This window comes from Catenulispora pinistramenti (assembly GCF_018274385.1).
In the GTDB taxonomy this organism is placed as follows: domain Bacteria; phylum Actinomycetota; class Actinomycetes; order Streptomycetales; family Catenulisporaceae; genus Catenulispora; species Catenulispora pinistramenti.
Map to the genome: position 1 here is coordinate 1 of NZ_JAAFYZ010000271.1, position 12,785 is coordinate 12,785.

Below are 12,785 nucleotides of genomic sequence, written 5' to 3' on the forward strand. Positions count from 1 at the left end.
GGTCTGAAGAGGGGTAGGGCTGGGGGTAGGCGTAAAGCCGGCCCTAAGGCTGGAGCTCAACACAGGTCGAAAAACGCTGCGGTCGGCTCAGATTTCCTGAGCCGGCCGCGGTGTGTTGTTCGGCAGTGAGTTGTTCGGCAGTGAGTTGTCCGGCGGTGAGTTGTCTCGCGAGATGCTGGCTATCAGAGCCCTGTGACAATACGCAGCGCCTCGTCGACCGACGCCGCCGGGTCCGGCACCGGGTAGAGCGTGCCGCGGATGATGCGGGACGCGTCCACGATCAGCGTCGCGCGCTTGAGCCGGTCGGCGCCGGCGGCCCGGAACGAGGGCATCCGGAGCGCGGTGGTGAGCTGGAGCGCCTGGTCGGACAGCAGCGGGAACGGCAGCTTCTCCAGCTCGGCGAACCGGGCCAGCTGCTCGGGACGCTGGGTGCAGACGCCGACCACCGCCGCGCCGGCCGCGTCGAATTCGGGCAGGCGGTCGCGGAAGGTGCGGGCTTCGAGCGTGCAGCCGGGGCCGCCGGGGACGTCGGACCAGCCGGGGGACAAGGCCGGGTCGACAGTGGGCGAGCCGGGGAAGGTGTAGAGGACGGTCCACTTGGCCGTGCCGGACACCGGATCGGTCGGCGCACCGTCGGCGGCGGGAAGCCGCAGCGCCGGAATACCGGTGCCGACCAGGCCGTGCACCCGGCGAGCCTCGGCCGAGGCGGGCCCGGAGGTGGCGGTGAGCGTGCCGTCGCCCATGACGTGCTGCGCGCCCCAGTTCTGCAACGCGACCAGCACCGGGAGCAGGCCACGGCCGGCGTCGGTGAGGTGGTACTCGAAGCGCGGCGGCCGGTCAGAGTACTGAAGCCGCTCCAACACCCCGCGCTCGACGAGCATCGCCAGCCGCTCGGTCAGCACCTTGCGACTGACCCCCAGCTCCGCAACCAGGTCCGAGAAGCGGTTGCGGCCGCCGGCGACGTCGCGGACGACCAGCAGGGTCCACCAGTCGCCGACCACATCAAGGGCCTGCGCAATGGAGCAGTCGGTGTCGGCGATGCGGGTGTACTTCACCGGGCCAGTATAGTCGGTTCACATTGGGAACTTAGTTGGTTCAGAATGGGAACCTACCGAAGAGACTGGCTGGGCCGGCTGAGGATCCATCGGCTGGACCGATTTGGGGAGGACGCACTTGACTGCCGACAGCACCACAACCACGGAGGCAAAAGCGGCATCGGCCGGTGACGCCGGCACTGCTGCGAAGGCAGCACCGACGACAACACCGGTCGGCGACACCAGCCCGGCCGCCGAACCGATGCCGATCGGCAAGGACACCGCCGCGAATCCCAGCGCCACCACAGCCGCTCCCGCCAGCACCAGCATTGCCGCGAAGGCACCACCGAAAACAGCACCGGCCCGCGACACCAGCCCAGCCGCAGCCGCCCCCGCCAGCGCCACCACAGCCGCTCCCGCTCCCGCAGCCCCCACTCCCACAGCCTCAACCACCTGGTTCTGGCGCTACTTCGCCGGCTCGACGGTCAGCCGCGTCGGCACCGCTGTGACCACCGTCGCGCTCCCCCTCACCGCGCTCGCGGCGGCGCATGCGTCGAGTTTCGAGGTGGGGGCGGTCACGGCTGCCGGGTATGCGGCGTGGGCGGTGGTCGGGTTGCCGGCCGGGGTGTTGGTGGGGCGGTTGCCGTTGCGGGGGACGCAGATCGCGATGGATCTGGTGCGGGCGGGGGCGTTGGCGTCGGTGCCGGTGGCTTGGTGGGTGGCGTCGGTGACCGTGGCTCAGCTTGTGCTGGTCGCGTTGGTGGTGGGGGTGGCGTCGGTGGTGTTCGACGTCGGGAACGCGACGATGCTGCCGTTCCTGGTCGGCAAGGAGGAGCTGACCGCGCGCAACAGCCTCACGTCGGGGGCCGAGGCGGTGACGAACCTCGCGGGGCCCTCGCTCGGCGGGGCGTTGGTGCAGGCGGTCGGGGCGGCGGGCGCCATTGCGGTGGATGTCGTCAGTTATCTGATATCAGCGTTCTTGTTGCGGAATGTGCCGCGGCCGTCGAAAGCTGTCCAGGACGCGGGCTCGGCTAGGAGCGGCAGCGTGCGCGCGGCGGTGCGCGAGGGGTGGCATTACCTCATCCGCGAGCCGATCCAGCGTGCGAACCTGTGGGACGCGACCGCCATGAACTTCATATGCGGCGCGCAGATGGCTCTGACTCCCCTGTTCCTGGTGCGCACACTCGGCCTGAACCCGGCGTGGGTCGGCGCGATGATGGCGGCGGAGGGCCTGGGCAGCCTGTTCGGGGCGTCCCTCACCCCGCGCCTGACCCGCCGCATCGGCAGCGGACGCGCGCTGCTCATCGCCTCGCTGGCGCTCCCGTTCGGGTTCGCGCTGATGCCGCTGGCCGGGCACGGCTGGGCCGCCGGGGTGTTCGCGCTGGGGAACGCCGCCTTCGCCGCGACGGTCGTGGTGGCGAGCATCGTCACCCGCACCTACCGGCAGACCGCGACGCCGCCCGAGTTGCTGCCTCGGGTGATGGCGACGGTGCGGGTCGTCTCCTGGGGCGTGATCCCGATCGGCGCGCTGGCCGCCGGTGCGGTCGCCACCTGGTACGGCCCGCGCGCCGCGCTGTGGTGCGCCGCCGCGGCGACGCTCGTGGTGCCGGTCGTGGTCCTCACCAGCCCGATCCGTACCCGCCGCGATATCGCCGAGGGCTGATGGCACGCGAGGAACCCCTACAACGCCACCCCGAGCAGCGCGTCGCTGATCCGGCTGGCACGCGAGGAACCCCTACAGCGCCACCCCGAGCAGCGCGTCGCTGATCCGGCTGATCTGTCCCGGCGCCGCCGTGTTCCGAGCCGCCGTGTCCCGCGCGGCCGAGGCATCGGCGTCCGCGGCCTCCTGCCGCGCCACCCACGCGTCGATCGCCTTCAGCGCGCCGGGTGCGTCGAGGTCGTCGGCGATCCGCTCGCGCACCGCGGCGAGCACGTCGTCGGCCGGGACGCCGTCCGGGCGGGAGACGGCCGCGCGCCAGCGGGCCAGGCGGGTCTGGGCGGCGTCCAGGTCGGCGTCGGTCCACTCCCAGTCGGTGCGGTAGTGGTGCGCCAGCAGGGCCAGGCGGACGGCCATCGGGTCCACGCCGGCCTGGCGGAGCTTGGAGACCAGGACCAGGTTGCCCTTGGACTTGGACATCTTCTCGCCGTCCAGGCCGACCATGCCGGAGTGGACGTAGCTGTGCGCGTAGGGCCGCTGCCCGGTGATCACCTGGGCCTCGGAGGCGCCCATCTCGTGGTGCGGGAACGCCAGGTCGGTGCCGCCGCCCTGCAGGTCGAAGCCCATGCCCAGGTGTTCCAGGGCGATCGCGGCGCACTCGATGTGCCAGCCGGGGCGGCCGGGCTTCAGGCCGGCGGCGCGCGCCGCCTCGCCCGGCTCCCAGGACGGTTCGCCCTCGCGCTCGGCCTGCCAGAGCAGGCAGTCCAGCGGGTCCTTCTTGCCGGGCCGGCCCGGGTCGCCGCCGCGTTCGCCGAAGGTGGCGAGCATCTCCGGGCCGTCCAGGTGCGCGACCGAACCGAAGGTCGGGTCGGCGTGGACCGAGAAGTAGATGTCGCCGTCCACGTCGTAGGCGGCGCCGCGGGCCAGCAGCTTCATGACCAGGTCCACGACCAGCGGGATCGACTCCACGGCGCCGACGTAGTGCCGCGGGGGCAGGATCCGCAGCGCGGTCATGTCCTCGCGGAACAGCGCGGTCTCGGACTCGGCCAGGCTCACCCAGTCCTGGCCGGTGGCCAGTGCCCGCTCCAGCAGCGGGTCGTCGACGTCGGTGACGTTCTGCACGTAGGACACCGGGTGCCCGGCGTCCAGCCACGCGCGCTGGATCAGGTCGAACGTCAGGTAGGTGTTGGCGTGGCCCATATGGGTCGCGTCGTAGGGCGTGATACCGCACACGTAGATGCGGGCCGCCTCGCCGGGGGCCGCCGCCGGCGTGGGCACCAGGCCCTGCGCGGCGGTGTCGTGGAGCCGGACGGCGGGGCCGTGACCGGGCAGTTCGGGGACCTCGGGGGCGGGCCATGCGTGCATGCGGATGATCCTATCGGGATCGGTCCGGACAGTGCCGGGTGCGGGTACGGGGGCAGGTGTCGATGGCGGCGCGGAGCCGCTGCCTGGGGCAACAGAGCCGGGGGTGGCGTTTGTTCCGGCGGCTGCCGGTGATCGAACGGTGGACCGGGCGTGTCTCAGCGCAGCGCCCCGCCGGTCTCAGCCGACGGTCCCGCGTGACCAGGCGGTGAGAACCGGCCGATAGCCGCAGCGGCTCCAGAACGGCCCCGACAGCGGATTCGCGATCGTGTAGTGCAGCAGGATCGCGCCCACACCGGCGGCGTCCAGTTCGGCGTGGACCTGCCGGGCCAGCGCGCTGCCGATGCCGCTGCCGCGCTCGCCGGCCGTGACGGCCCCGCAGGTCAGGTAGGCCGCCGGGGCGACTCGGATGGTGTGCGCGGCCCACGCGGCGTGGCTCGGCGGCTGCACCGCGATCAGCCCGGCCGCCTCGCCGTCCCGCTCGGCGACCCAGGCCTGCTTCTCCTGGCCGCCGACGGCCTGCGCGACCTGCTCGGCCACCCGTTCCCGGGTGGCGGGCCGGATCGAGGTGTAGCCGAACTGCACCTCCCAGCGCACTTGCTCGGTCCACAACCGCGCCATCGCGTCGGAGTCCGCGGGCCCGGCGCGGCGAACCACGACATCGGGGTCCGGGGCCGCGTCGCCGGCGGGAGGGCGCCCGGCCAGCCGCACCGCGAGCGCCGACTGCGGCACGAATCCCCGCTCGATCAGAGCGCGCGACACCTCGGTGTCCCGCGAGGGCCAGGTGACGGTGGCGATGCTGTCGGGACCGGGCCGGAAGCAGTCCTGCGCGGCCCACAGGTCCAACAGCTCGGCGAACGCCTTCGGCCCGTCGACCTTCGGCGCCAGCTTGCTCTCGTGGGACGCGGTGAACAAGTAGCCGAAGGAAGACTGATCGACAGCCGTGTTCCGCACCAGCGCGACGCCACCGGGGCAATTCAGTACCACGTCCGCGGCGGCCGGCTCCGGAAGCGGCTTCGATGGGGCCAGGATCTGATCGATGGCGTCCCGGCGGGCCTGATGGGCCGCCAACAGCTCCGGACTCTGACTCGTTTCGAGCAGACTCATACTCGTTTCGGGCACACTCATATTTCGAGAAAACTCATGTCTAGAACGGCGGCCAGGGCACCGGCCGCCTTCTCCCCTCCGGACCCGGAATCGTGTCGGAGTCCAGCAGTTCCCTGATCCGCTCGCGCGTGGCCGCCACCTCTTCGGCGTCCAGCAGGTCGGCCAGGCGCCCGCCCAACTCGCCGGAGGCCAGGTCGCGGTCCAGCCTCGCCAGCACCTCGCGGACCTCGGCGCCCAACGGCTCGCCGCTGAATCCCCACAGCAGGGTGCGCAGCTTGTCGTCGACGTTGAAGGTCAGGCCGTGGTCGATCCCGTAGACGTGGTCCGGTTCGGCGGTCCCGACCAGCAGGTGCCCGCCCTTGCGGTCGGCGTTGTTCACCACCGCGTCGAAGGCGGCGATGCGGCGCAGCCGTTCGTCGGCCTTGTGCGCCAGCACCGCCGGGCGGCCGTCGCTGAGCTCCACCGACAGGACGGGGCGCCATTGGGACCCGGCGGTCTCGGCAGCCTCGGCGGGGTCCTCGTCGAAGTCCTCCGGCAGCAGGGCCAGCAGGTCGTGGTCGTCCTCGTCGGGGGTGTCGATCCACAGCTGGCACATGCCCGGGCCCCACGGCCCCTCGCGCATCACCGTCGGCGGGACGATGCGCCAGCCGGTGGCCTGGGACAGCTCGTAGGCGGCGACCTCGCGGGCGGCCAGCGTGCCGTTGGGGAAGTCCCACAGCGGTCGCTCGCCGGCCACCGGCTTGTGCACGCAGTTCAAGGTGACGCCGTTCAGCGCCACCGAGCCGTACAGGGTGGCGTTGGAGGCATTGGTGATCCGGCCGGTGATGGTCAGCTCGCCGGCCGTCAGCACCTCCAGCACGGCGGCCGGATCCAGATCCTTCTGCTCGGCCGCGGCGTCCGCTCCGGGGGTGCTCAAGCGGCGCGCCGCCGGTAGCCGTTGGCGCGCGGGCAGACGTGGCCCTCCGGGTCCAGCGGCAGCGAGCAGAACGGGCACGGCGGCCGGCCGGCCGACACCACGGCCTTGGCCCGGGAGGTGAAGGCCCGGGCCTGCGCGCCGGTGAGCCGGACCACCATGGTCGGCGGGCCGTCGGCCTCCATGTCGCCCAGCGGCGGCTCGCCCTCGCCCTCCATCGGCGCCATCGCCTCGATCACCACCCGCTGGGTCTCGCCGTCCCAGGCCAGGGCCAGGGCCGCGACCCGGAACTCCTCGAAGACCGGCTGTTCCAGCGGCTTGTCGTCGGCCAGCTCCAGCGGGGCGATCGCCGGGACCGGGGCGGCCCCGCCGGAGCGGCGCACCACCTCGTCCAGCAGATCGTCCAGCCGTTCGGCCAGCGCCTCGACCTGCTCCTTCTCCAGGGCCACCGAGGTGATCCGGCCGCCGGCGTCGGCGGCTTGCAGGTAGAAGGTGCGGTGCCCGGGAAGGCCGACGGTGCCCGCGACGAACCGCTCCGGGGGGTCGTAGACGAAGAGTTCCCGTGACACCGTGTTTCCTCCTACAAGCTTCGCGCTCAGAGCCTCGTGTGGGCCCGGCAATCAAGCCTATGCGTTCATGCGTTGTCGGCGCCCGCGCCGCCCCCCACTGCGGCGTCCGCGTCCGCTGATGGCGAACGCTCGGCCGGGGGCCGGTAGGGGGCCGGGTCGCCGCCGACGTCGTTCAGGCGCACGACGAACGGCCGCATCTCGGTGTAGCGCACGGCCGTGACCGAGCACGGATCGCAGGTGATGCGCTGGAACTGGTCCAGGTGCAGGCCCAGCGCGTCGGCGGCGATCGCCTTGATGACGTCGCCGTGCGAGAACAGCGCCCACACCGCCTCCGGTCCGTGTTCGGCCTCTATCAGGGTGTTCCATTCCCGCACCGCGGCCACCGCACGCGCCGACATGTCGGCCATCGACTCGCCCTCGGGCCCGGGGAAGCGCGCGGCGGAGGGATGCCCCTGCACGACCTTCCACAGCGGCTCCTTGGCCAGCTCGGCCAGCGGCCGGCCGGTCCAGTCGCCGTACCGGCACTCGCCGATCCGCTCGTCCAGGTGCACCGGCACACCCTCGCGGCCGGACAGCACGATGTCGGAGGTCTGTCGGCAGCGCTCCAGCGGGGAACACACCACGGCTGACAGCGACACCTCGGCCAGCCGCTTGGCCAGCTCGGCGGCCTGCTGCTCGCCGCGCTCGTCCAGGCGCACACCCTTGGTCCAGCCGGCGAGGACGCCGGAGCTGTTGGCGGTGGTGCGGCCGTGGCGGATCAGAAGTACCAGGGTCACAGCCTCACCCTACGACCTCCCCGGCGCGGGCGACGGGTCGGGATTCGGCCCGGCCCGCCGGCCTGCGGGATAATCGCCGGCATGATCGTCGACTGCGCGACCTACCGTGACGGCCGCCGGGTCTCCGCACCCGAGGACCTGTCGGACGCTTTGGAGGAGGCCAGGAGCTGCGGGGACCCCTCGGCGTTCCTGTGGCTGGGGCTGTTCGAACCGGAGCCGGACGAGCTGGACCTGGTGGCGCACGAGTTCGGGCTGCACCCGCTGGCCGTCGAGGACGCGGTGAGCGCGCACCAGCGGCCCAAACTGGAGCACTACAAGGGATCGACGTTCCTGGTGTTCAAGACGCTGCTGGAGGCGGACCCGCACCACTCGTTGCAGCTCGGCGAGATCTCGGTGTTCCTCGGCGAGAACTTCGTGGTCACCGTGCGGCACGGCGGGGCCAACCCGCTGACCGGGGTGCGCAACCGGGTCGAGGCCGACCCGGAGCTGCTGCAGATCGGGCCGAGTGCGGTGCTCTACGCGGTCGCCGACCTGATCGTGGACTCCTACAGCAGTTACTCGCAGCTGATGCAGGACTCGATCGACGCGCTGGAAACCGAGGTCTTCTCCCCCAGCCGCGGCGACTACGGCGGACCGATCTACGCGCTGAAGCGGAACGCGATCGTGTTCGCGCGCGCCGTGGTGCCGCTGGTCATGCCCACGAAGGCACTGGTCGCCGGGCAGGAGGAGCGGATCGCGAAGGAGACCGAGCCGTACTTCCGGGACGTGGCCGACCACGTCCTGCGCGCCACCGACGCCGCACGGGAGTGGAACGAGCTGCTGGACCACATGCTGGACGCGGACCGGTCGCGGGTGTCGGTGCAGCAGAACGACGACATGCGGCGGATCTCGGCGTGGGCGGCGATCCTGGCGGTGCCCACGGCGATCGCCGGGATCTACGGGATGAACTTCGACAATATGCCGGAGCTGCACTGGCACTACTCGTACTACGTCGTGCTGGGAGTCATGGCGACAGCGTGCGTGACGCTTTATGTGCTGTTGAAGCGGGCGAAGTGGTTGTGAGCGGGGGTGTGGGCGGGGCAATGGGCGGCACGCCGGTGCTGCCGAGCGAGTTGGCGCTGACGCGATTTCCGGCGGATCCGCGGGAGCGGCTACGGGCTTGGGACGCGGCGGACGAATATCTGGGGCGACAGCTCGGTGAAGGTGTGGACCTGTCCGGGCGGGTCGTGGTGTTCGGCGACCGGTGGGGCGCGATCACGACCTCGCTGGCGGCGGCCGGCGTTCGAGTAACACAGATCTCTGATTCGTATCTGGGACAGCAGGCGACGGCCGAGAACCTTTCCAGGAACGGTGAATCGCCGGCCGACGCAGCTCTCGCGACGACAGTCGAGGACTTCTCCGGACCGATCGATCTGCTCCTGGTCCGGGTGCCGAAGTCGTTGGCGCTGCTGGAGGACCAGCTGTGGCGGTTGCGGCCGTTCGTCGGTCCGGACACGACGGTCATCGGGACCGGCATGGTCACCGAGATCCACACCTCGACGCTTCAGGCCTTCGAGCGGATCCTGGGGCCGACGCGGACTTCGTTGGCGGTGCGCAAGGCCCGGCTGATCTTCTGCTCACCGGATGTCGGAATGGCGCGTACGCAGAATCCGTGGCCGCTGACGTATCAGCTCCCGGACGGAATCGGGGTCGCGAGCGGACATCCGGTGGTGAACTACGCAGGGACGTTCTCCGCCGATCACCTGGACATCGGCACGCGCTTCTTCCTCCAGCACCTGCCGAGCCGGTCCGACGCGGCGCGCATCGTGGATCTGGGGTGCGGCAACGGGGTCGTGGGGTTGGCGGCGGCACTGGCGAGTCCGAAGGCGGTGCTGCGGTTCGTCGACGAGTCGTACCAAGCGGTGGCCTCGGCGCGCGCCACGTTCGCCGCGACGTTCCCGCCCGGCACCCGCGACGCGGAGTTCCGGGCCGCGGACGGCATGGCCGGCTTCGAGCCGGGCAGCGTGGATCTGGTGCTGAACAACCCGCCGTTCCACAGCCACCAGGCCACGACCGACGCGACCGCGTGGCGGATGTTCACCGGCGCGCGGGCAGCGTTGCGGCGCGGCGGGGAACTCTGGGTGGTCGGGAACCGGCATCTGGGGTACCACGGGAAAATGAAGCGGCTATTCGGGAATTGCGATGTGGTGGCCGGCAGTCCGAAGTTCGTGATCCTGCGCGCGGTCCGCATATGACGAAGCCGTTCGCGTACCCCGGCTACGCCCGTTTCTGGGGCGCCGACACGGTATCGACGTTCGGGACGTACATCACGACAGTGGCGATGCCGACGCTGGCGGTGGTGGTGCTGAAGGCCAGCGACACGCAGGTGGGGCTGCTCAACGGCGCGCGCTGGACGCCGTATCTGTTGTTCGGCCTGCTCGCCGGGGTAGTCGCGGACCGCTATCGACGCCGCCCGATCCTGGTGGCGACCGACCTGGTGCGCGGGACGCTGCTGGCGGTGGTCGCGGTACTGGCCGCGATCCACATCGTGGACATCTACGAGCTGACCGGCTTCGTGTTCGTGTTCGGAGCCCTGTCCCTGCTCTACGACGCGGCGCACCAGTCGTATCTGCCCCGCCTGGTACCGCCGACCAGCCTGACCGTCGCCAACGCGCGCCTGGAGCAGACCACGGCCTTGGCCCAGACCACCGGCCCCTTCCTCGGCGGCTCCCTCGTGGCGGCACTCGGAGCGCCGCTGTCGATGGTGATCGACGCGGTGTCCTACCTGGCCTCGGGCCTGACGCTGGCGACAATCCGGGTCCCGGAGCCGGTGCCGCACGCCGAGTCGCGAAACCTGCGGAACGAACTGCGCGAAGGCCTCAGGTTCGTCTACAAGCAGCCGATCATGCGCGCCTACGCCCTGACCCTGCACGCACGCTTCTTCTTCGCCAGCATCATCGGAACGGTCTTCACCCTGTTCGTCCTGCGCGACCTGGGCGCCGGCTCACCCCGTGCGGCCTTCGGCCTCGGCCTGGTCCTGGCAGCCGGCGGCGCCGGCGCGGTGATCGGCAACGGCATGTCCCAACGCCTCGGCCGCAACGGCGTCGGCCGCATCATGGTCGCCGAACGAGTAGCCGAACCCTTCGCCTGGTCCCTGGCGGCCCTGGCCCTCAACGGCGCCGCGGGCTGGGCAATGGTGGCCGCCGCGCAGTTCTTCGCCTGGCTGGCGCTCGGCGCCAGCGGCCCCAACGAAATGGCCTACCGCCAATCAGCGACCCCGGACCGTCTGCAGGGCCGAGTCAACGCAACGGTCCGCTCACTGAACTGGGGCACCATCACCTTCGGCGCCCCGATCGGCGGGCTGCTGGCACAGCACATCGGGTATCGGCCTGCGATGTGGGTCGGGATCGGCGGGATGGCGGTCGCCGGGGTGATCGCACTGCTTTCGCCGATGCGGAGGGCTCGGGTCACGGAGCGGTTGGGGGACGGTGTCGGCGGGGCTGATGCTGCTGAGGTCGGCGTCGGCGCTGCTGAAGTCGGCGCTGGTGAGGTCGGCGCCGGCGCTGGTGAGGCTGCTGCCGGGGCTGGTGCCGGGGCTGGTGCTAGTCCACCATCACCAAGTCCTCCGCCTCAGCGATAACATCCTCCGGGGTAGGCGGCTTAAGCAGCAGCTCAGCAATCCGCGCCTGCCCCGGATCGCCGGCAGCCTCAATGGCGGCCATGGACTCACGGACGTCGTAGCGAGTGGTCCGAAGCTGAACGTCGGGCCCGAGCAGCGCCCAGTACGCCACGCCCGGCTCGTCGCGATGGAAGGGCAGCCCCACGCTCCCGGGATTGATGCTGCGGCGGCTGCCCACCTGCCGATCGAACTGCAGGTGAGTGTGACCGGTGACCAGGATGTCCTCGTCGATGCCCGCGGTCATCTCGCCGAAGCGCTCCTCAGAGGTGCCGGGGGTGACCGCCTCGTTGTCGCTGCGGGGGGAGCCGTGGCAGAAGCGGACCGGGCCCAGGCCCTGGACGTCCACGATCACGCTGAAGGGAAAGGACCCGACGAAGGCCAGTGACCCGGTGCCATGCCGAGCCGGGACCCATTCCTGCCGCGCGTTGGCCGGGGTGTAGGCGCCGGTGGCGATCTGGCGGACGTAGCGCTCGCTGTTGCCGCGCACGCAGACCGCGCGCTGCCCCAGCCCCAACACCGCCGCGACCGCGCCGTCGGGGTCCACGCCCCAGGTCAGGTCGCCGTTGAAGACCACCAGGTCGGCCGCGGCCACGTCGGGTTCGGCCAGCACCGCGCGCAGGGCCGGGACGTTGGCGTGCACGTCGGACAGGACCGCGACCCGGCGCACCGGGCCGTACCGCTTGGCCTGGCCCTCCCAGGATGCGGGACCGTAATACTCGATGCTGGACATCGGGGGCCTCCCGGGCGGCGAATCGGCTGTTTCCGGGATTCAAGCCTAATCGCGGTCCTGATGGTGGGCGAGAAGTGACCGAGCACTGAGACCGGCGGTGTCGATCACCCTGATCAGCTCGGTGAACGACCCGATCTCCGGACCGGTCCAGTCGTCCTCGCGGTCGTGCGCGGAGTTGTGGTGCCAGTCGTCGGCGCGCAGCATCACCGGCGTCATCCCGACGGCCGCCGCGCCGCTCAGCTCGCGCGAGCCGCCGTCGCCGACGTAGAGGCAGTCGCCGGGGGCCACGGCGAGCCGGTCGCAGACCAGGCGGAAGAAGGCGGGATCCGGCTTCTTGACGCCTTCGGCGCAGGAGAAGGCCACGGTGTCGAAGTACGGTGCGACGGCCAGGCCCGGCCACGCGGCGGGGAGTTCGGACGTGCAGTCGCTGAGCAGGCCCAGACGGTAGCCGCGGGACTTCAGGGCTGCCAGGCCGGCCGCGGCGTCGTCCCGGAAGACGAACAGCGCGTTCTGCGCCTTCACCCGCGCCGCACACGCCCGGGCCAGCGCCGCCTCCGAAGGCTCGATGCCGCAGCGCCGGGCCAGGACGCGGAAGGTCTCGGTCAGATCGCCGAGCGCACCGGTGGCCCGTTCCACGAACGAGGCGCTGAGCACGTCGCGCCACTGGCCGGCCGGCAGCCCCAACGGCTCCGCGCTGGCGGCGGCAGCCCGGAGCCACAGGTCGTCGGGGGCACTGGTGGTGAGGGTGCCGAAGAAATCGATGACGACGGCGGCGAAGGCGGCTGGGAAAGCGGCTGAAGAGGCGGTTGAGAAGGCGGGGCCGGGCTCGGCCGACGGATCGGGCTCCATTCGCGGAGTGTACGGCGAGGTGAGGGTGACAAGCGCGCCGACCATCAGCCCCTCAGCCCAACAGCCGACCAGTCCCTCAGGCCCCCAGCCCGCTACTCAGACACGCTCCCCCGCGCCGCCCCCACCAGCC

General features: G+C 71.4%; 12 protein-coding genes. 4 read left to right on the forward strand and 8 right to left on the reverse strand.

Annotated features, from left to right (window positions below; translation table 11 throughout):
• Positions 1-182: 182 nt before the first annotated feature.
• Positions 183-1,055 (reverse strand): winged helix-turn-helix transcriptional regulator, encoded by an 873-nt coding sequence (locus KGQ19_RS52365; RefSeq protein ID WP_212020363.1) that lies wholly within the window; start codon positions 1,053-1,055, stop codon positions 183-185.
• 118 nt (positions 1,056-1,173) lie between these two features.
• On the opposite strand from KGQ19_RS52365, the gene KGQ19_RS42910 reads away from it, so the two are divergent.
• A complete protein-coding gene (locus KGQ19_RS42910; RefSeq protein ID WP_230420325.1) occupies positions 1,174-2,697 on the forward strand; it encodes an MFS transporter in 1,524 nt (507 codons plus the stop codon).
• Positions 2,698-2,769: 72 nt separating this feature from the next.
• On the opposite strand, the gene mshC is transcribed toward KGQ19_RS42910, so the two are convergent.
• From mshC to KGQ19_RS42935, 5 genes are all read right to left on the reverse strand, one after another.
• Complete coding sequence (gene mshC / locus KGQ19_RS42915) at positions 2,770-4,056, reverse strand: cysteine--1-D-myo-inosityl 2-amino-2-deoxy-alpha-D-glucopyranoside ligase (protein WP_212020365.1); 1,287 nt, start codon at positions 4,054-4,056, stop codon at positions 2,770-2,772.
• Between the two features lie 177 nt (positions 4,057-4,233).
• Entirely contained in the window at positions 4,234-5,181 is a 948-nt protein-coding gene (locus tag KGQ19_RS42920; protein ID WP_212020367.1) for a GNAT family N-acetyltransferase, read from the reverse strand.
• 19 nt (positions 5,182-5,200) lie between these two features.
• Complete coding sequence (locus KGQ19_RS42925; RefSeq protein ID WP_438801900.1) at positions 5,201-6,112, reverse strand: SCO1664 family protein; 912 nt, start codon at positions 6,110-6,112, stop codon at positions 5,201-5,203.
• Complete coding sequence (locus KGQ19_RS42930) at positions 6,073-6,642, reverse strand: DUF3090 domain-containing protein (protein WP_212020371.1); 570 nt, start codon at positions 6,640-6,642, stop codon at positions 6,073-6,075. Before KGQ19_RS42930 ends, KGQ19_RS42925 begins: the two co-directional genes overlap by 40 nt.
• A gap of 65 nt (positions 6,643-6,707) precedes the next feature.
• Positions 6,708-7,418, reverse strand: coding sequence for a histidine phosphatase family protein (locus tag KGQ19_RS42935; RefSeq protein WP_212020373.1), 711 nt, complete (start codon positions 7,416-7,418; stop codon positions 6,708-6,710).
• A gap of 81 nt (positions 7,419-7,499) precedes the next feature.
• Here KGQ19_RS42935 and corA point away from each other — a divergent pair, with 81 nt between their 5' ends.
• Genes corA through KGQ19_RS42950 form a run of 3 tightly spaced genes read left to right on the forward strand, consistent with a single transcriptional unit; the run spans position 7,500 to position 11,037 of the window.
• Positions 7,500-8,480, forward strand: coding sequence for a magnesium/cobalt transporter CorA (corA, locus tag KGQ19_RS42940; protein ID WP_212020375.1), 981 nt, complete (start codon positions 7,500-7,502; stop codon positions 8,478-8,480).
• A 20-nt stretch (positions 8,481-8,500) separates the two neighbouring features.
• Complete coding sequence (locus KGQ19_RS42945; protein WP_212020377.1) at positions 8,501-9,652, forward strand: methyltransferase; 1,152 nt, start codon at positions 8,501-8,503, stop codon at positions 9,650-9,652.
• Positions 9,649-11,037, forward strand: coding sequence for an MFS transporter (locus KGQ19_RS42950; protein WP_212020379.1), 1,389 nt, complete (start codon positions 9,649-9,651; stop codon positions 11,035-11,037). Before KGQ19_RS42945 ends, KGQ19_RS42950 begins: the two co-directional genes overlap by 4 nt.
• Here the strand turns inward: KGQ19_RS42950 and KGQ19_RS42955 are convergent.
• On the reverse strand, positions 11,000-11,806 hold the full coding sequence (locus KGQ19_RS42955) for a metallophosphoesterase family protein (RefSeq protein WP_230420327.1): 807 nt from the start codon (positions 11,804-11,806) through the stop codon (positions 11,000-11,002). The genes KGQ19_RS42950 and KGQ19_RS42955 overlap by 38 nt on opposite strands.
• Positions 11,807-11,851: 45 nt before the next feature.
• Positions 11,852-12,655 (reverse strand): HAD family hydrolase, encoded by an 804-nt coding sequence (locus tag KGQ19_RS42960; RefSeq protein WP_212020381.1) that lies wholly within the window; start codon positions 12,653-12,655, stop codon positions 11,852-11,854.
• Positions 12,656-12,785 lie beyond the last annotated feature (130 nt).